The organism is Adlercreutzia sp. (assembly GCF_056795635.1).
In genome coordinates this window covers 1-17840 of the sequence record NZ_JBQIIT010000006.1, presented here as the reverse complement: position 1 = coordinate 17840, position 17840 = coordinate 1, and the positions used below count along the sequence as shown (strand labels likewise).

At 65.6% G+C, this 17840-nt stretch carries 16 protein-coding genes; 11 read left to right on the top strand and 5 right to left on the bottom strand.

Features of this window, described 5'->3' with window-relative positions; genetic code table 11:
- Positions 1 to 15 precede the first annotated feature (15 nt).
- Positions 16 to 894 (bottom strand): LysR substrate-binding domain-containing protein, encoded by an 879-nt coding sequence (locus ACTOXK_RS05175; RefSeq protein WP_482278091.1) that lies wholly within the window; start codon positions 892 to 894, stop codon positions 16 to 18.
- Positions 895 to 1095: 201 nt separating this feature from the next.
- On the opposite strand from ACTOXK_RS05175, the gene ACTOXK_RS05170 reads away from it, so the two are divergent.
- Positions 1096 to 2085 (top strand): TDT family transporter, encoded by a 990-nt coding sequence (locus ACTOXK_RS05170; RefSeq protein WP_482278092.1) that lies wholly within the window; start codon positions 1096 to 1098, stop codon positions 2083 to 2085.
- A gap of 242 nt (positions 2086 to 2327) precedes the next feature.
- Here the strand turns inward: ACTOXK_RS05170 and yihA are convergent, their stop codons facing one another.
- Positions 2328 to 2912 (bottom strand): ribosome biogenesis GTP-binding protein YihA/YsxC, encoded by a 585-nt coding sequence (yihA, locus tag ACTOXK_RS05165; protein WP_482278093.1) that lies wholly within the window; start codon positions 2910 to 2912, stop codon positions 2328 to 2330.
- A 401-nt stretch (positions 2913 to 3313) separates the two neighbouring features.
- Here yihA and ACTOXK_RS05160 point away from each other — a divergent pair, with 401 nt between their 5' ends.
- Positions 3314 to 3544 (top strand): hypothetical protein, encoded by a 231-nt coding sequence (locus tag ACTOXK_RS05160; RefSeq protein ID WP_482278094.1) that lies wholly within the window; start codon positions 3314 to 3316, stop codon positions 3542 to 3544.
- A gap of 151 nt (positions 3545 to 3695) precedes the next feature.
- Positions 3696 to 6269 carry a leucine--tRNA ligase gene (leuS, locus tag ACTOXK_RS05155; RefSeq protein WP_482278095.1) on the top strand — a complete coding sequence of 858 codons (2574 nt, stop codon included), beginning with the start codon at positions 3696 to 3698 and terminating at the stop codon, positions 6267 to 6269.
- Positions 6270 to 6519: 250 nt separating this feature from the next.
- On the opposite strand, the gene ACTOXK_RS05150 is transcribed toward leuS, so the two are convergent.
- Complete coding sequence (locus tag ACTOXK_RS05150) at positions 6520 to 7353, bottom strand: hypothetical protein (protein WP_482278096.1); 834 nt, start codon at positions 7351 to 7353, stop codon at positions 6520 to 6522.
- Positions 7354 to 7362: 9 nt separating this feature from the next.
- A complete protein-coding gene (locus ACTOXK_RS05145; RefSeq protein WP_482278097.1) occupies positions 7363 to 8058 on the bottom strand; it encodes a SanA/YdcF family protein in 696 nt (231 codons plus the stop codon).
- 186 nt (positions 8059 to 8244) lie between these two features.
- Here ACTOXK_RS05145 and ACTOXK_RS05140 point away from each other — a divergent pair, with 186 nt between their 5' ends.
- On the top strand, positions 8245 to 10992 hold the full coding sequence (locus tag ACTOXK_RS05140; RefSeq protein WP_482278098.1) for a PAS domain-containing hybrid sensor histidine kinase/response regulator: 2748 nt from the start codon (positions 8245 to 8247) through the stop codon (positions 10990 to 10992).
- 87 nt (positions 10993 to 11079) lie between these two features.
- Here ACTOXK_RS05140 and ACTOXK_RS05135 read toward each other — a convergent pair whose 3' ends face one another.
- Positions 11080 to 11520: an IS1096 element passenger TnpR family protein gene (locus ACTOXK_RS05135; RefSeq protein WP_482279866.1), complete on the bottom strand. Its 441-nt coding sequence runs from the start codon at positions 11518 to 11520 to the stop codon at positions 11080 to 11082.
- Between the two features lie 247 nt (positions 11521 to 11767).
- On the opposite strand from ACTOXK_RS05135, the gene ACTOXK_RS05130 reads away from it, so the two are divergent.
- The 7 genes from ACTOXK_RS05130 to ACTOXK_RS05100 all read left to right on the top strand — a co-directional run bounded on the left by ACTOXK_RS05130 (position 11768) and on the right by ACTOXK_RS05100 (position 17736).
- Complete coding sequence (locus ACTOXK_RS05130) at positions 11768 to 12385, top strand: TetR/AcrR family transcriptional regulator (RefSeq protein WP_482278100.1); 618 nt, start codon at positions 11768 to 11770, stop codon at positions 12383 to 12385.
- Between the two features lie 112 nt (positions 12386 to 12497).
- Entirely contained in the window at positions 12498 to 13418 is a 921-nt protein-coding gene (locus ACTOXK_RS05125) for a 3-phosphoglycerate dehydrogenase (protein WP_482278101.1), read from the top strand.
- A 187-nt stretch (positions 13419 to 13605) separates the two neighbouring features.
- The gene (locus tag ACTOXK_RS05120) at positions 13606 to 13878 is read left to right on the top strand and encodes a type II toxin-antitoxin system Phd/YefM family antitoxin (RefSeq protein ID WP_482278102.1); all 273 of its coding nucleotides are present in this window, start codon (positions 13606 to 13608) and stop codon (positions 13876 to 13878) included.
- The gene (locus tag ACTOXK_RS05115; RefSeq protein WP_482278103.1) at positions 13871 to 14140 is read left to right on the top strand and encodes a sirohydrochlorin cobaltochelatase; all 270 of its coding nucleotides are present in this window, start codon (positions 13871 to 13873) and stop codon (positions 14138 to 14140) included. Before ACTOXK_RS05120 ends, ACTOXK_RS05115 begins: the two co-directional genes overlap by 8 nt.
- Before the next feature lie 31 nt (positions 14141 to 14171).
- Positions 14172 to 15704 carry a bifunctional phosphopantothenoylcysteine decarboxylase/phosphopantothenate synthase gene (locus ACTOXK_RS05110; RefSeq protein WP_482278104.1) on the top strand — a complete coding sequence of 511 codons (1533 nt, stop codon included), beginning with the start codon at positions 14172 to 14174 and terminating at the stop codon, positions 15702 to 15704.
- Positions 15705 to 15953: 249 nt separating this feature from the next.
- Entirely contained in the window at positions 15954 to 16625 is a 672-nt protein-coding gene (locus tag ACTOXK_RS05105; protein ID WP_482278105.1) for a response regulator transcription factor, read from the top strand.
- Between the two features lies 1 nt (position 16626).
- On the top strand, positions 16627 to 17736 hold the full coding sequence (locus ACTOXK_RS05100; protein WP_482278106.1) for a sensor histidine kinase: 1110 nt from the start codon (positions 16627 to 16629) through the stop codon (positions 17734 to 17736).
- The last annotated feature ends 104 nt before the right edge of the window (positions 17737 to 17840 follow it).

The window sequence follows — 17840 nt, the reverse complement described above, 5'->3', positions numbered from 1 at the left end:
CGGGGTGCGCCTTTTCTATGCGAGGCCCTCGAACAGGGCGCGCAGGTCGTCCTCGAAGATGCTGTGGGGCAGGCGCACGAAGGAGATGTCGTGGGTGATGGGCTCGCCCGCCAAAGGCACGATGCGCAGAGTGCCGGCGGCCAGCTCCCGCTGAATGGCCGCCTCGTAGACAAAGGAGATGCCCAGGTCGCCGGCTACGAAGATCTTGATGATGTCGAGGCTCTCCACCACGCAGCTGTCGGCGAAGGCGCTGGGGCTCAAATTGCGCTTCGCCAGGGCGTGGGTGAGCACGGCGCGGCTGCCCGAGCCCTCCTCGCGCAGGATGAGGCGTTCGCCGAGCAGGTCGTCCAAGGTGGCGGGCTCGCGGGCGAACTGATGATGGGCGGCGCAGATGCACACAAGATTCTCGGTGCGGAAGGTGTCGCCGGCGAAGGCGCTCTTGTCGAAGAGCCCCTCGACGAAGGCGCAGTCGATGGCCCCGGCGGCCAGCAGGTCGAGCAGGGCCTTGGTGCCGCCCGAGCGCACCGAGGCGCGAATCTCCGGGTGGGCCGCCAGGTAGCGGACGAGGGGCTCGGCCACCACGTATTCTCCGGCCGTGAGGGTCATGCCGATGCGCAGGGGCACTGCGGCACCGTGGGCCACCTCCGCGATGCGCTCATGGAGCAGGGCGTCGTCATGGGCCATGGTGGCCAGGGCGTCGCGTAGCACCCGTCCGGCGCGGGTGAGCTCGAGCTTCTTGTGGCGGTAGGTGAACAGCTTGGCCCCGTACTCGCGCTCGAGGTAGCTGATGTGCTGCGACACGGCGGGCTGGGTGAGGGCCAGCTCCTCGGCCGCCCGCGTGTAGTTCAGGGTCTGGCATACGGTGAGGAAGGTCTTGACGCGGAAGTCCTGCATGGGAATCCTTTCGGCGCGGCGATCCCCTTGACTATAACCATAATCTCAAGTTATGACAGCATAAATATATATAAGTTTTCATTTGGTAACCGAGAGCGCATAATAGCCGTACTGAGTTCCTGCGGCCCGCTGCGGCTCCCCCGGCGATCCGTGGTCGAACACCCTGCATCGATCAATGTGCCCCTCTGAAAGGCGATGCCCATGCGCGACATCATTCAAAAAGTGCCGATTCCCACGGCGGGCGTGGCCCTTGGCCTGGCCGCTCTGGGTAATCTGCTGCAACCCTACGCCGAGGTTGCCCATATTATCTGCGGTGCCCTCTCTCTGTTCCTCGTGGCCATGATTGTGGCGAAGGTGATCCTGTTCCCCTCCATGATCCGCGACGATCTGCAGAATTCCATCTTCGCGAGCGTTTCGGCCACGTTCTTCATGACCCTCATGCAGCTGGCCGGCTACCTGGCTCCCGTGGCCATCGTGCCGGCGTTCGGGCTGTGGTGCGCGGCCATTGCGGGTCACTTCATCCTGATGGGGTGGTTCACGGCCCATTTCATTCGCCGCTTCAAGCTCTCTGAGGTCTTCCCCACGTACTTCATCTGCTATGTGGGCATTATCGTGGCGGCGGTTACCTCGCCCGTCTTCGGCATGGAGGCCTTCGGCCGCGGCATCTTCTGGTTCGGCCTGGCCTGCTTCGCGGTGCTGCTGGCCACGGTGGTGGCCCGCTACCTCAAGCATGAGATTCCCGAGCCCGCCCGCCCGCTGTTCTGCATCTTCGCGGCTCCGATGGGCCTGTCGCTCGTGGGCTATCTGGCTGTCACGCCGAATCCCGACCCGCTGTTTGTGGGCGTGCTCATGGGCCTCGGCCAGGTGATGCTCGTGGGCGTGGCCACCCAGCTGCCGAAGTTCCTCGCCCTGAAGTTCTATCCGAGCTACGCGGCCATGACCTTCCCCTTCGTGATCTCCGCCATGGCCCTCGGCAAGGGCATGCAGGCTCTCTATGCCGCTGGCGTGACCATTCCCGCTCTGCCCATGGTGGAAGCGCTCATCGCCCTTGAGACGGTGTTCGCGGCCGTGATGGTCACCTACGTCTTCGTGCACTACATGAGGTTCTTCTTCGGCACGCCGAAGGGCGCGAAGGCGGCGGCTCCGGCTGCGGAAGCCCCTGCGGTGCTGATGCCCGAGATCGTCGAGTAACAACCAATTCTCTGCCTCGGCCTATGCCGATGGCCCCTCCTCTCTCTCCTGAACGCCCCGGTGCCCTTGCCGGGGCGTTCGCCTTTTTCGGGATCGTTCGCGCGGGGAAGAGGCGGGGGGGTGGAAAAACGCCAGGGCGGCGCGGGGGGCAGCGTGGAGGAGCGATGGGGCGGGAAGACTGGCTAGGGAGCGGCTGGCACCAGGCGAGCGGCGAGGAGGTGCCGGCCCGCGAGCAGATGGGGCTAGCGCTCCATAGCCCGGGAGATGAGGGTGCGCAGCTCGTCGATGCCGTCGCCCTTCTCCGATGAGGTGACCACCATGGGCACGCCGCGGGGCAGATCGAGGGCCTTCTTGATGGCGGCTCGCTGCTTCTGCTGCTGTTGCTTCGACAGCTTGTCGGCTTTGGTCAGCACAATGGCGAAGGGCAGTTCGGCGTCCTGCAGGAAGCGCACCATGTTGCGGTCGAGGGCCGAGGGGTCGTGGCGGATGTCGATGAGCGACACCACCAGGGCGAAGGCGCGGTCCTGGTTGTAGTAGCCCTCGATGAGGTCGCTCCAGCGGCCCTTCTCGGATTTCGACACCTTGGCGAAGCCGTAGCCGGGCAGGTCCACCAGGTCGCGGCCGTCCACGTCGTAGAAGTTGATGGTGGCCGTCTTGCCGGGGGTAGATGACACCTTCGCCAGGCCCTTGCGATACATGAGCTTGTTGAGCAGCGACGACTTGCCCACGTTCGACCGACCCGCGAAGGACACCTCGGGGCCCGTGGAGGGGGGCAGCTGGGCCGACGTGCCGTAGGCGGCCTTGAACGATGCGTTATGGAAGTTCATGGGGACTCCTTCGGGGACGGGGCGGTGCCACGCGTTCGGGCGCAGCGGTGCGGTGCCGCACGGCCGCGCACGGGGACTGATGATGCTCGCTCGCACGGGTGCCCAGCGGCGTGCGCTCGCGCACGGACGGGCTGCTTGAAAACGACCGTTTCGTGACATCTTCGCCTGATACCTCGTATTTTGGCTTGAAAATGACGAGTTTGGAACCGAAAAGAGGCTGAAATCGGCCGCGGTAATACACGAACAGGGAAAACGTTGCGTCAGTAATACGCTTTACGTCGAGAATCGAGCCTCCGGGTACCAAAACCGTCATTTTCAAGCCACTTTACGGCCAACAAGGCGGAGAATGGTTTCATTCATGGTAGCCGAAAGACAAACCACCTAAGGATGGGGGCAGCGGAATGGCAGAAAAAGGACGCAGCGACAAGCTGGAAGTGGCGCGCATCACCGGGGTGCAAGGGATTCGGGCGGCCATGGCGCGTCTGGCCGACGACGAGGTCGAGGTGCCGCTGCCCACCGACGAGGTGGAGGCCCCCCGTCCGGTGAAGACCTGCGCGGTGTGCGCCGCCGACAACGACGGTACCCGCGAAGCCTGCTGGAACTGCGGCGCCTCTCTGCGTCGCGTGCGGTAGGCGGAAAGATCTCCGGCCCAGTTCGCTTGGCGGATGTGAGGGGCCCATTCAGGTGGGGGAGGGACGCGGTGGCGAGGTGCCCCTTCCGCTGGGGAAAATCACGGTTATAATGGGGCATTGCCTATTTCAACGACGTTTCCGAGGGAGTGCCATGAAAGCCTACAATCCCCATGAGATCGAGCCGCGCCTGCAGCTGGCCTGGGAGGAAGCCGGCCTGTTCTGCGTGCCGGAGAACTCCGATCGTCCGAAGAAGTACGTGCTGGAGATGTTCCCCTACCCCTCCGGCGACATGCACATGGGGCACGCGAGCAATTACACCTACGGCGACGTGGCGGCCCGCTACGCGAAGATGCAGGGCTTCGACGTGCTGCATCCCATGGGTTGGGACGCCTTCGGCCTGCCCGCCGAGAACGCGGCGGTGAAGCACCACAGCCATCCGGCCATCTGGACTTACCAGAACATCGAGACCCAGCGCAAGAGCTTCACGCGCATGGGCTTTTCCTACGACTGGGACCGCAAGGTGGTGGCCTGCGATCCCGAGTACTACCGCTGGGGCCAGTGGATCTTCCTGAAATTCTGGGAGCGCGGATTGGTGGAGCGCCGCAACAGCCCGGTGAACTGGTGCCCCAGCTGCGCTACGGTGCTCGCCAACGAGCAGGTCATCGAGGGGCGCTGTTGGCGCTGCGACTCCGAGGTGGAGAAGCGTGACCTGACCCAGTGGTACTACAAGATCACCGACTATGCCCAGGAGCTGCTGGACGACCTGGACCAGCTGGAAGGCTGGCCCGAGCGCGTGAAGCAGCAGCAGGCCAACTGGATCGGCCGCTCCGAGGGCGCCAACGTGGACTTCATCCTGTGCGACGCCGAGGGCAACGTGCCGGCCGAGCCGACGGAAGACGACATCATCACCGTGTTCACCACCCGCGCCGACACGCTCTTCGGTTGCAGCTTCTTCCTGCTGGCCCCCGAGAGCAAGCTCTTGCACGGCCTGGTGGCGGGCACGGAATACGAGGCGCCGGTCATGGAGCTCGTGGAGGCCGCTAAGAAGGTGACCGCCGTGCAGCGGGCCCAGGGCGACCACGAGAAGCACGGCGCGTTCACGGGCCGCTACGTGGTGAATCCCATCAACGGCGAGAAGGTGCCCGTATGGGTGGCCGACTACATCGTGGCCGACTACGGCACCGGCGCCGTCATGGCCGTGCCCTGCGGCGACGCGCGCGACTTCGAGTTCGCCCGCAAGTACGATCTGCCCATCATCCCCATCATTCTGGGCGACGACGACCCGCTGTACCCGTCGCTGAAAGACGAGCGGAACCGCGTGGTCACGACCGTGGACTGGCCCGAGGCCTACGCCGCCGAGGGCACCCTCGTGCAGTCGGGTCCCTACACGGGTATGACCGGCGGCAAGCACTCCGAGGGCGAGGCCGCCATCGTGGCCGCCCTGGAGGAGGCGGGCCGTGGCAAGCGCACCGTGGAATTCCGCCTGCGCGACTGGCTCATCTCCCGCCAGCGCTACTGGGGCAACCCCATTCCCGCCATCCACTGCGAGACCTGCGGCGTGGTGCCGGTGCCCGAGGAGGACCTGCCCGTGCGCCTGCCCGAGGACATCGACCTGGCCGCCGGCGAGACCCTGGCCACCCACGCCGGCTTCGCCGAGTGCACCTGCCCGGTGTGCGGCGCGCCGGCTCGGCGCGAGACCGACACCATGGACACCTTCACATGCTCCAGCTGGTACTACATGCGCTATACCGACCCGCACAACATCCACGCCCCCTTCGATCCCGCCAAGGCCAACGGCTGGATGCCCGTGGACCAGTACATCGGCGGCATCGAGCATGCCATCCTGCACCTGCTCTACAGCCGCTTCTTCACGAAGGTCCTGCGCGATCTGGGTATGCTCGACTTCGACGAGCCCTTCACCAACCTGCTGTGCCAGGGCATGGTGCTGGACGCCCACGGCGAGGTGATGAGCAAGTCGAAGGGCAACGTGGTGTCCCCCGAGGCCATCATCGCCGAGTACGGTGCCGACGCCGTGCGCTCCTACACCCTCTTCCTCGGGCCGCCCGAGAAGGAGAAGCTGTGGAACGACGACGGCCTGCCGGGCATGTACAAGTTCCTGAACCGCCTGTGGCGCCAGGTGCACGACCTGTGCGGCAAGGCCGGCGATGAGACGCTGTTCACGGCTGCGCCCGAGCCCGAGGTGGCCGTGAAGCTGGCCCAGAAGCTGAACCGCGAGCGCCATCGCGTGGTGCAGAAGGTGAGCGCCGACATCGAGCGCAACAACTTCAACACCGCCATCGCCGCCATCATGGAGCTGTCCAACGCCGCCGGTGAGTACCTGCGTGCCTTCAGCCCCGACGTTCGCGCCGCCTGCCCCGACCATCGGGCCCTGGATGCGGACGTGGCCGAGACCCTCGTGAAGCTCATGGCCCCCATCGCGCCGCACATCACCGACGAGCTGTGGCGGCAGGCCCTCGGCCGCGAGGGCTTCCTCTACGGCGAGCCCTGGCCCACCTTCGATCCCGAGCAGGCCCGCGCCGACGAGGTGGAGCTGGCCGTGCAGATCTGCGGCAAGGTGAAGGCCCGCATCCTGGTGGCCGCCGACGCCCCCGAGGCCGACGTGCTGGCTGCCGCCCGCGAGGCCGTGGCCGGCGCCATCGAGGGCAAGTCGGTGAAGAAGGAAGTCTACGTGCCCGGCCGCCTCGTGAACATCGTGGCGGTGTAGGCAAAGCCTTTTCGGGCTGCGGAAGGGGACGCCCCTTGGCCCAGCCCGCTGAGCGCTCTTTCCCGCTGCGAACGAGATGAAAGAAAGAGCGGAAGGAACGCACGCATGAGAGCCCCGTCCCAGCACACTTGCTGCTGGCGTGGGGCTCTTTCTTTACCTATCGCGTTCTTCGCGGGGCGCTCAGAGGTCTGCGCCAAGGGGCGTCCCCTCCCGCAATGGGAGAGGTGCAACGAGATCCCGGGCGCGTGCTTTAGCGGCCCGGTCGGGGGAGGGGGCGCGAGGGGCCCTGTCGGTAGAAGGCGTGCTGGCCGGCGAGCTTCGCGCCGGCCGGGCGCACGACGATCTTGCGGATGCGCAGGCCGAGGCGGTAGGCCCGGGAGCGGATGGCCTCGCCGTAGGCACCGAGGAGGTGCTCGGTGGCGGCCACGTCGTCTACGTAGAGCCGCAACCAGTAGCTCTTCTTCCCCTGGGTCTTGCCGTCGCGGCGGGAGCCGGTGTCGGTGGGCTCGCGCAAGAGCACCTCGTCCAAGGCGGCGCCGCGCACCGATTCGAGCAGCGCCCAAGCCTGCTCCGTGTCCTCGAACACGAGGCACACCGCCTTCTTCACCGTATCCAGGGCCCGGGACTCGTCTTGGCCGCGCCAGGGGCCGCGGGCGCTTTTCTCGCTGGTCGCGGGCTCTTCGCGTCCGGCGGCTATCTCGGGGAAGAGCTTGCGGGCGCGCATATCCCACTTGGCGGGGAGGAAGCGCAGCTCGTCCACGGAGATGCCCTCGTCGCGCAGGGTTTGGAGAAGCACCGACTGCCAGGCATCCACCTCGGTGCGCACCATGGCGTCGTCCAGGTAGATGCCGAACACCCACCAGTCGCGGTCGCGATCGGGGCCGCGGCGGGGGCGCTCGTCCTTGGCGATGAAGATGCCATTGGTATGGGCCAGGATGAGCCGGGCCACTTCCGGGCGCATCCGCCACGTGCGCTCCACGGCGGCGCGGTAGCGCTCTTTGTTGCGGGCCCGCTTCATCGCGCGGGCCGCCTCTTCGCCGAGGTTGGCGACGAGCATGTCCAGTTCGGTCGAGATGGTCTGCACCGCGTCTCCTTAGGTGAGGTCGCCCGGGGCATCGAGTGAGACGGTCTCGCCGCCCGTGTCCACGGGAAGTCGCAGCAGGGCGGCCAGGAAGTCCTTCGTGCGGGCCAGGGCCTCGCGCATGCTGTAGCGGGCCTGGTCGTTATAGGCGCCCTTGTCGCAGGCCACACCCCAGGCCTCCATGCCCAGGCAGTCGGCGGCGAACATGGCGCGATAGAGGTGGTAGGCCTGGGTGGCCACGATGATGCGCTCGGCCCCGAAAACATGACGGGCCCGGTACATGGACTCGTAGGTGCCGACGCCGCCGTGGTCCACGTACACGTCGGCGCTGGGAACGCCCAAATCCACGCAGAAGGCCTTCATGGCGTCGGACTCGTTGTAGTGGGAGGAGCGGTTGTCGCCGCTCACGATGATGGCCCGTGCAGCGCCGGAACGGTACAGATCCACAGCCACTTCCAGGCGGTCGGCCAGGATGTCGCTCGGAGTGCCGTCGGCGTGCACGCTGGCCCCCAGCACCACTACGGCATCGGCCGGCTGCCCTTCGAGGAGCTCGGCGGTCTGGGCTACGGTGTGCACGTTGCCGCGGGTGGTGCCCACGGTGATGGCGTTCGCCGCCACGACGATTACCGCCAGGGCCAGGGCCGCGAGGGCCAGTGCCCGCAAGCAGCGGACGACAAGCGACGGGCGACGGGCGCGATCGCGGGGCACGGGGCACCTCCTGGGCAGACGACGGTTGGGAAGGCGTTCACTATAGCAAATTTGGGCCGCCTCGGGGGTCATCGCGGAAATGCGCAGATAAAGTCGGCATTAACTTGGTATACTACCGTGATGGAAACCGTTGCCTTACCGTAACGTTTCCATCAACTGTCCGGTACCCTGTGAAGGACGCCTGTCATGTACCACTGCCCGGTCAACTTCTGCCTGGTCGGCCTCAGCGAAGAGGCGGCCCACATCGTGGAGAGCACAGCTCCGCTGGCCCCGTTCTCCCATAGTTACCAGCGCACCGCCGCCCCCGATGCCGCTTTGACGGCTCAGGCCGATGCGCTGTTCGTGGACGTGACAAAGCACGATGCCGCCGCGTGGGCCGAAGAGTTGTGCGCGGTGAAGAAGCCGCCGGCTACCATGATGGTCATTGCCCGCCACGAGCAGGTGGAGGCCCTGGAACCGTTCTTCGACCGCATTGCCGATATCTGGATCGCGCCGCTGTCTCCGGCGGAATTCTCCTATCGCTACAACCATTGGCAGCGCGGCTGCAAGCGCTATGCCGATTCCTGGGAGACGGCCCAGTACCTCGAGGCCACCATCAATTCCATTCCCTGCCTCGTGTGGTACAAGTCTGCCGACGGCATCCACCATAAAGTGAACGACGCCTTCTGCGGCACGGTGAACAAGACCAAGGACGATGTGCAGGGCCGCGGCCATGCCTATATTTGGGATGTGGAGGCCGATGACCCGGCGTGCATCGAATCGGAGCGCCAGGTCATGGAAACCGAATCCACCATCGTCTCTGAGGAGGTGGTGCAGACCGGCGACGGAACGCGCCTGCTCACCACCTACAAGTCGCCCCTCTACAATATCGACGGCTCGGTCATGGGCACCGTGGGCGTGGCCATCGATGTCACTCAGGAACGGGCCTACGAGAACGAGATCGTCGATAAGAACCGCACCCTCGAGACCATCTTCACCTCCATGGAATGCGGCGTCATAACCCACTCCCACGATGGTCATCGCATCATCGGCATCAACCAGGCGGCCTTGAACATTCTCGGCTACGACTCGGAAGAGGAACTGCAGCGCAACGGCTTCGATATGGTGGCCCCCTCGGTGCTGCCCGACGATGCCGATCGGCTGCGGGCGAGCATCGCCACGTTGAAGGCCGTGGGCGATTCAGTGAGCACCGAGTACCGGGTGCGCCACGACAACGGCGACATCCTGCACGTGCTCGGCAACGTAAAGCTTGTGGAAAGCGACGGGGAGCTGCTCTACCAGCGCTTCCTGCTGGATTACACCGACAAGAAGCTGGAAGAGGTGCAGAAGGACCGCTACCAGCGGGAGCTCATCCACGCCCTGTCCGAGGACTATCTGCTCGTCTGCTCCTTCGATCTTGATAGCGGCGAGGGCATCCCCCTGCGCGTGGCGGCCGAGGAAGAGCGCGGCTTGGACAAAATCTTCTTCGGCTCGCTCGTACTGGAGGAGTGCCTGGGCGCTTACATGGACCAGATCGTCTGCGAAGAGGATCGGGCCATGGTGCGGGCGTCGCTGTCGGCCGCCGCTCTGCGGGAAGAGCTGGCCGAAGACAAGCGCGTTCATGTGAACTACCGCACCCGACGCGGCGATACAGTGGAATACTGCCAGGTCACGGCCGTGCGCACGGGCAGCTGGCCCGAGCATCACAACATCGTGCTCGGCTTCCGCAGCGTCGATGTGCAGACGCGCGACGAGATGAAGCGCCGGGCGCTGCTGGAAGAGGCTCTCGAGCGGGCCAACAAGGCCAGCGCCGCCAAGAGCGCCTTTTTGTCAAATATGTCCCATGACATCCGCACGCCCATGAACGCCATCGTCGGCTTCACCGCCCTGGCCGGCAGTCGCATCGACCAGCCGGAGAAAGTGCGGGAGTACCTGGACAAGATCCAGTCCTCCTCCACCCATCTGCTGAGCCTCATCAACGACATCTTGGACATGAGCCGCATCGAGAGCGGCAAGGTGGCCCTCGACGAGCAGCCCTGCAACCTCACGGTGCTCTTGGACGATCTGTACAGCATCATCCAGGCCGAGGCGAGTGCCCGCCAGTTGTACCTCACGGTGAATGCGGAGGGCATCGAGCATCCCAACGTGCGCTGCGACAAGCTGCGCATCAACCAGATCTTGCTGAACCTGTTGGGAAATTCCCTGAAGTTCACCAAGGCCGGCGGCTTCATCAAAGTGCATGTCACCGAAGTGGACGGTGCTCCGGCGGGCTACGGCCGCTATCGCTTCACGGTGTCGGATACGGGCATTGGCATGAGCCCCGAGTTCGTGGAGCACATCTTCGACCCCTTCGAGCGGGAGCGCACGAGCACCATCAGCGGCATCCAGGGCACGGGCCTGGGTATGTCCATCACGAAGAACCTCGTGGACATGATGCACGGTACCATTGCCGTGGAAAGCGAGAAGGGCGTCGGCTCCCTGTTCACTATCGAGCTGACGTTGGCCCTGGGGTCGGGCGCGGGCGCGGTGGCGGCCCCGGCGCCGATGACGAGCTTCGGCTCCGATCACCGCATGCGCGGCAGTCGCATCCTGCTCGTGGACGACAACGATCTGAATCGGGAGATCGCCATCACCCTGCTGGAGGACGAGGGCTTCATCGTGGAATACGCCGTGGACGGCCAGCAGGCCGTGGATGCCCTGCGCGAGGCCGGCCCCGACCACTTCCAGCTGGTGCTCATGGATGTGCAGATGCCGGTCATGAACGGGTATGAGGCCACCAAGGTCATCCGCCGCTTCGAGGATGATCGCCTGGCGGCCATTCCCATTCTGGCCATGACCGCCGATGCCTTCGAGGAGGACCGCCAGCGGGCTTTGCGCTGCGGCATGGATGGCCACCTGACCAAGCCCATTGAGATGGACAAGCTCTTCGCCGCCCTCGATTTGATGCTGGCCTAAGGGCGCCGCGTCCGGAGTCGGATTGGGAGGGGCGAAGCAGAGGGCGGTTCCGGCCGGGACCGCCCTCTCCGTTCGGCCTCCGACGTCCTAGCCGAACTGCTCGAGGGCGACCTCCGCACGAACGGAGATGCGCAACTCCCAGCAGTTTCCCAGGTTGTAGGCGTAGAAAAGGGGCGTCTCGGTGCCGCCGAGCACGTTGCCGAGGGGCACGTCGGCGGCCGAGTACAGCTTGAGGCAGCGACTGATGAGCGGATCGCGGCTGCGGAAGAGGGCCGGATCCTCGTAGCGGTTGCTCCCGTGGCTGAAGAAGTAGTTGTGGCCGCCGTCCCAGCCGAAGAGGTCGGCTATGAGGGCGTGGAGGTCGGCCAGGGAGTCGTCGGCGCGTACCGTGGCGCAGCGGAACAGGGCCGGATCGGTGTCGGCCAGCTCGATGACGAGATCGAGAGATGCTCCCCCTTCGGTGGCGCGGGCCGTCCCCTGGGCCCTCGTGCGCGGATCCACCGGAAATCTGATGATCTTCGCTGCCATGGCCTGTTCCTTTCAATGGGATCGAGGTTGGCTTTCGCGCATTGTAGCAATTCTTTTCCCAACTTGGCATCCGATGGTTGAAATAGGGAGAAATTCAGGGTCTATCAGGGGATAATCGGTTATTTATGTTGAGTCAACAGGTCAGGGAATTGGGGAATTGATGATCGTTCCCGTTCGCGAATTCCACCGGAGCGCGAAGGGTATAATTTTCGGCAGTACCCATGAGCAGACCCGAGGGAGGAGCGGCGTGGCCCGGCAGAAGGCGAGGACGAGCAAGGCGGATGCGACGCGCCGCCAGCTTCTGGACGCGGCCCTTTCCGTCATCGCCGCGCGCGGTTACTCGGAGGCCACGGTGGATCGCATCGTGGAGGAGGCCGGCGTTTCCAAGGGCGTCGCCTACTACTATTTCTCCAGCAAGGCCGATATTGCCGAGAGCATTCTCGTGGAGGGCATCGGCGAGCTCATCACCTCCTTCGAGGCCATTGCCGCCGAAGCGCCCACGGCTACTGATGCCCTCATTGCCATGGTGGAGCTGTTCGCCTCGGTCATCTTCGAGAATGATGCCTTCGGCCGCTTCTTCGTGGCGGAGCTGTGGCGTCCCGGCCGAGCCTGGTCTGAGGCCATGCGCGGCCACGAGCAGCGCCTGCTGGCTCTGTTGCAGGCCCAGCTCGAGCGCGGCCAGCGCGAGGGCACGGTGCGCCCCGAGATCGATGCCGCCTTCGAGGCCGTGGCCCTGGTGGGCATGGTGCTCACCACCACGCTCTATTACATCGGCGGCGAGGGGGGCGATCTGGCCGAGGCCCGGGATCGCTTCGTCGAGCACATTCGCGATTTCGTGCACCACGCCAACGCCGTCACGCCATAGCGAGCCGCATTTGCCCCGCAGGGCGGCGCCCGTCGGGCACCGGGACGGTTTCGCGGTATGCTAGGGACGGTATTTGAACCTGGGTTCCGCGAAATGCGAGAAGGAGCGCTCCATGTACAAGATCCACTGCCTGAACAACATCTCCGCCGAGGGCCTGGCCCTGCTCACCGACGAGTACGAGCTGACCGACAACGTGGAAGAGGCCGACGCCATCCTGGTGCGCTCCGCCGACATGCACGCCATGGACATTCCCGCGAACCTGAAGGCCGTGGCCCGCGCCGGCGCCGGTGTGAACAACATCCCGCTCGACGCCTTCGCCGAGGCCGGCATCGCCGTGTTCAACACCCCGGGCGCCAATGCCAACGCCGTGAAGGAGCTGGTGCTGGCCGGTATGCTACTGGCCTCCCGCGACATCATCGGCGGCGTGGCCTGGGTGCGCGACAACGCCGACGACGAGAATGTGGGCAAGTCCGCCGAGAAGGCCAAGAAGCAGTTCGCCGGCGGCGAGATCTGCGCTAAGACCCTGGGCGTCATCGGCTTGGGGGCCATTGGGGCCAAGGTGGCGCAGGCGGCCGAGGCTCTGGGCATGAAGGTCATCGGCTACGACCCGGCCATGGACGGCATCACCGTGCACGAGAAGATCTCCCCCACGGTGGAGTTCGCCGATGACCTGGCCAAGCTGTATCCGGCCTGCGACTTCATCACCATCCACGTGCCGGCGCTGCCCTCCACCAAGCTCATGATCAACGGCGACGCCATCGACCAGATGAAGGACGGTGTGGTGTTCCTGAACTTCTCCCGCGACGTGCTCGTGGACGATGCGGCCATGGCCGCTGCCCTGGAGAGCGGCAAGGTGAGCGCCTACGTGACCGACTTCGCGAACCCGGCCGTGGTGAAGATGGAGCGCGCCATCGTCATGCCGCACCTGGGCGCCTCCACTGCCGAGGCCGAGGACAACTGCGCCAAGATGGCCGTGGAGGAAGTCATGGCCTACCTGGAGCGCGGCGAGAAGATCCACTGCGTGAACATGTAGAGGCTGTTGGGCAGGCGGCGAAGGGAGATGCTCCTTCGCCTGTCGACGGTCTGAGGTCGGGCAGCCTTTGAGCTGCCCCTTTCTTATGACTCTTTGCGACTTCAGAGCGATGACAGAAGTATAGGGAGGCTATATTTACGCTTGAATTTACGCTAAAATTCCCCCTAGGCTAACAAAGGAGGCTGCAATGACAGTTTTGACGGCTACGGCAGCGGAGGCTCGCACCAATTTCTCGCGCATCGCCTCGGCGGTAAGCGAGACGGGGGAGCGCGTGACGGTGTTCAAGAACTCGAAGCCCTGGGTGGTGATTGCGCCTGCCGGCGAGGCGGATGCTGATTACGTTGAGCTGGTGCGGAGCGGTATTCTTGAAGGTCGCGAGCAGATTGCGGCGGGCCTTGGCATCGAGGGCACCGATGCCCTTCGCGAGGCGGTTGCCGCGCTGCGGGCCCAGCATGGCTAAGATGGTTTACGCGCCGCGGTTCGCCCGGGAGCTCTCCCGAGTGACCTCTGCGCGAGTGGAGCAGAAAATCTACGATACCTTGGATATCATCGAGGCTGTGCCTTCCATTGGCTCGCGCAATATCCCCAGGATGATCCGAGCGGAGTTCGGCGAGGGCGTCTTAAAGATGGTCGTCGATCCCTTCGATATTTTCTACGAGTATTTCGATGCCCTCGATACTGTGTACGTCTATACCCTTGTTTTCCAGCGACAGGCTCGTTGAGATTGCGGGGAAATCGTTTCAGGAGGTTGATATGAGCGTGGAGCGGCCTTGTGTCTTGGTGGGTGTGACCGGGTGCATTGCGGCCTATAAGGCCTGCGAGATTGTGCGCGGGCTGCAGAAGGCGGGCGTGCGGGTGAAGGTGGTCATGACCGAGCACGGCACCCACTTCGTGGATCCGGTGACCTTCCGGGCGCTGACCCACGAGAAGGTGGCCGTGGGTCTGTTCGACGATCCGTCCGACCCCATTCATCACATCTCGCTGGCCCAGGAGTGCGACGTGTTCCTCATCGCGCCTTGCACGGCCAATGTGATGGCGAAGGTGGCCTGCGGCATCGCCGACGATCTGCTGTCCACCACGGCGCTCGCCACCACGGCAACGCTCGCCATCGCGCCGGCGGCCAACGTGCACATGTACGAGGCGGCGGCCACTCAGGCGAACATGGCCACGCTGCGGGCGCGCGGCGTGCGCTTCATCGAAGGGGATGCGGGCTATTTGGCCTGTGGGGATGTGGGGCGCGGCCGCTTGGCCGACCCGGCGATCATTGTGCGCGAGACGCTGGCATTGTTGGCCGAGCGGGTGGGCGAGGAAGCCCTGCGGGCTGCCTGCGAGTCCTATGGGGAAGTGCCGTTCGCCACGGTGGTTGAATCATTGCGCGCCGTTTCTGCGGGCCGCGGCGCCTCAGGCGACGAAGGGGCGCAGCCGGTGGCTGGAGCTGCGGTGCCTTGCGTGTCAACTTCAGGGAGTGTCGTGGCGGCCGGCGCGGCGTCGGGGGAAGCGGCGGACGTGCCCGGGGCCGGTGATGGGCTGATGCCAGCGGCATCGGGGGAGATTGCGACACCCGGTGCACCTGCGGCCAGCGCTGCTCCGCTGCCGGCGGCTGTGGCCGATGGGGCGGCGACGATGCCAGCCGGCGCGCTCGCGGGCCGCACGGTGCTCGTGACGGCGGGCCCCACGGTGGAGCCCATCGACGCGGTGCGCTACATTTCCAACTACTCTTCGGGCAAGATGGGCTATTGCATAGCCGAGGCCGCGGCTGCCGCCGGTGCCCGGGTGGTGCTCGTGTCGGGGCCGGTGGCTCTGGCGGCACCGGCGGGCGTGGAGGTGGTGTCCGTGAAGACGGCCCGCGACATGCTGGCCGCCGCCTCCGAGGTATTCCCCGTGGCCGATGCGGCCATCTTCGCCGCGGCTGTGGCCGATCTGCGTCCGGCGAATCCGGCCGACCGCAAGCTGAAGAAGGGCCGCGACGATGAGGCACTGGCCAACGTGCCCCTCACGGAGAATCCGGACATTCTGGCTACTTTGGCCGCGGGCAAGCGCGACGACCAGTATGTGGTGGGATTCGCCGCCGAGACCGACGACGTGCTCATGAACGCCCACGCCAAGCTCGCGAAGAAGCATGCCGACATGATCGTGGCCAACCAGGTGGGCGACGGGCTCGCCTTTGGTGCCGACGACAACGAGGTGTGGCTCGTGACCGCCGACGATGAGGTGCTGCTGCCCCTCATGAGCAAGGCCGCTGTGGCCCGTCGCCTCGTGGACGTCGTGGCGGCCCATCTCGCCTAAGGCGCGAGTGCTATCGGGAGCGGGGCGGCTCCGTGGAACGGGGCGCTTGAGCACGAGCCTGTTTCTTCGGCGCTCCTTCGGCCCATTGCCCCTACGGCCCATTCGCGCCCTTGGCTTCGTTTGCGTATGGACGCCCCCCTTGCGTCGTTGCTGTGATTACGGTTCCGTAAGGGGGCGATCCTTTTCCCGGGGCGGTCTTGGGATGGGGCGCAACCCACGGTATCATGGTGCCGATGGAAAGGAGGCGCCATGAACGTGCTGTTGGTCGAGGATGACGGCGCCATCGTGCGCACGCTGTCGGAGTTGCTGGCCGACGAGGGGTTCTCGGTGGTCGCCGAGGCGACCCAGGACGGGGCCTGTGCCCGCTTGGCCGCCGAGCACTTCGACATCGCCCTGCTGGACGTGACCCTGGCCCAGGGCAACGGGTTCGCCGTGTGCGCCGCCGCCCGGGAGGTGGCGCCGGACATGCCGGTCATCTTCCTCACCGCCTCCGACGACGAGTACTCCACTGTGGCCGGCCTGGATATGGGGGCCGTCGACTACATTGCCAAGCCCTTCCGCGCCCGGGAGTTGGTCTCGCGCATGCGCGGGGCCCTGCGGCGCACGAGCCCCGCCGACAACGTGCTGACCGTGGGCGACGTGCGGCTCGACGTGAGTTCCGGCGCCGTGACCCGGGGCGGGACCGAGGTGTTCCTCTCGGTCCTGGAATACCGGCTGCTGCTGTACTTTCTCCAGCGCAAGGGCAAGCTCGTTACCCGCGAGAACCTGCGCGACGCCATTTGGGACAGTGCCGGGGAATACGTGTCCGACAATGCCCTGAACGTGTACATCAAGCGCTTGCGCGAGAAGGTGGAGGCCGACCCGTCCGATCCGTCCATCATCGTGACGGTGCGCGGCCTCGGTTACAAGGTGGGGGAGTAGGGTGGGCTCCCTCTCCACGCTGCTGCGCCAATGCGCGGCCATGGTGGCGCTGACGGTCGTGCTCGCCTGGGCCGCTCCCTACGAGGCGAAGCTGTGGGTCGTCGGCACGGGGGCGGTGCTGCTCGCGGCGTTCCTTGCCGTGTCGCTCTACCGCCATCACCAGATTCGCCGTCTCGCCGAGGAGATCGACGAGGTGCTCCACGACGGGCGCCGGGTTGACTTCTCCAACTGCCGCGAGGGCGATGTGGCCGTGCTCACCAACGAGCTGGGGAAGATGGTGGCGCGCCTGGCCCGCACCGGCGACACCCTGGCGCAAGAACGCAACGCCCTGGCCGACGCTCTGGCCGACGTGTCCCACCAGATTCGCACGCCGCTCACGGCCATCGGCCTCATGTTGCCCCTCATCGAGCGCACTGATGACGGGCGGGAGCGCCGCCGCCTCGTGCGGGAGCTGGAGGGAATGCTCGACCAGGTGTCCTGGCTCGTGACCACGCTGCTGAAAATCGCCAAGGTGGACGCGGGCGCCATGCACGTGGAGCGCCGCGACGTGCGGGCCGGCGAGGTGGCCCGCCGGGCCGTGGGGCCCTTGGCCACGGCCATGGACCTGCGGGATGTGAACCTGGTGATGGATGTGGACGAGGCCGCCACCTTCGCGGGCGATGCCCCGTGGAGCGCCGAGGCCCTGGAGAACATCGTGAAGAACTGCATGGAACACACTCCTGCCGGCGGCACCGTGACCGTGACCGTGCGGGAAGACGCCCTGGCCACCACCTTGATGGTGAGCGACACAGGTCCCGGCATCGCTGCGGAGGACTTGCCCCACATCTTCGAGCGCTTCTACCGCGGTCGCGACGAGGGAGCCCGCGGCGTGGAAGACTCCGGCGCGCAGGGCGTGCTGGTCGCGGTCGACATCGATGGCGCGCAGAGTGAGGAGCTCGCAGCCGTCGCCGACGGAGCCGCGGAGACCGCCGTGCGCCAGCCTGCCGGCTTCGGTATTGGGCTTTCCCTGGCCCAGGCCCTCATCTCGGCCCAAGGCGGCACGCTGCGCGCCGCCAACAATCCCGAGGGCGGCGCCCGCTTCGAGATCGCCTTCCCGAAGCTCGTGGTGTAGAACTTGGACTACGGGTTAATGCTCCATATTTCGAACATTAAGCGGCATAACGTTCGAAATATGGAGCATTATCTGTCTTGAGGCGCCAATCTTTCGGTCTCGGT

Bases quoted from the DNA above. Each gene is read 5' to 3' on its own strand.
- ACTOXK_RS05175 (WP_482278091.1), bottom strand. From the start codon at position 894: ATGCAGGACTTCCGCGTCAAGACCTTCCTCACCGTATGCCAGACCCTG.
- ACTOXK_RS05170 (WP_482278092.1), top strand. From the start codon at position 1,096: ATGCGCGACATCATTCAAAAAGTGCCGATTCCCACGGCGGGCGTGGCC.
- yihA (WP_482278093.1), bottom strand. From the start codon at position 2,912: ATGAACTTCCATAACGCATCGTTCAAGGCCGCCTACGGCACGTCGGCC.
- ACTOXK_RS05160 (WP_482278094.1), top strand. From the start codon at position 3,314: ATGGCAGAAAAAGGACGCAGCGACAAGCTGGAAGTGGCGCGCATCACC.
- leuS (WP_482278095.1), top strand. From the start codon at position 3,696: ATGAAAGCCTACAATCCCCATGAGATCGAGCCGCGCCTGCAGCTGGCC.
- ACTOXK_RS05140 (WP_482278098.1), top strand. From the start codon at position 8,245: ATGTACCACTGCCCGGTCAACTTCTGCCTGGTCGGCCTCAGCGAAGAG.
- ACTOXK_RS05135 (WP_482279866.1), bottom strand. From the start codon at position 11,520: ATGGCAGCGAAGATCATCAGATTTCCGGTGGATCCGCGCACGAGGGCC.
- ACTOXK_RS05125 (WP_482278101.1), top strand. From the start codon at position 12,498: ATGTACAAGATCCACTGCCTGAACAACATCTCCGCCGAGGGCCTGGCC.
- ACTOXK_RS05120 (WP_482278102.1), top strand. From the start codon at position 13,606: ATGACAGTTTTGACGGCTACGGCAGCGGAGGCTCGCACCAATTTCTCG.
- ACTOXK_RS05115 (WP_482278103.1), top strand. From the start codon at position 13,871: ATGGCTAAGATGGTTTACGCGCCGCGGTTCGCCCGGGAGCTCTCCCGA.
- ACTOXK_RS05110 (WP_482278104.1), top strand. From the start codon at position 14,172: ATGAGCGTGGAGCGGCCTTGTGTCTTGGTGGGTGTGACCGGGTGCATT.
- ACTOXK_RS05105 (WP_482278105.1), top strand. From the start codon at position 15,954: ATGAACGTGCTGTTGGTCGAGGATGACGGCGCCATCGTGCGCACGCTG.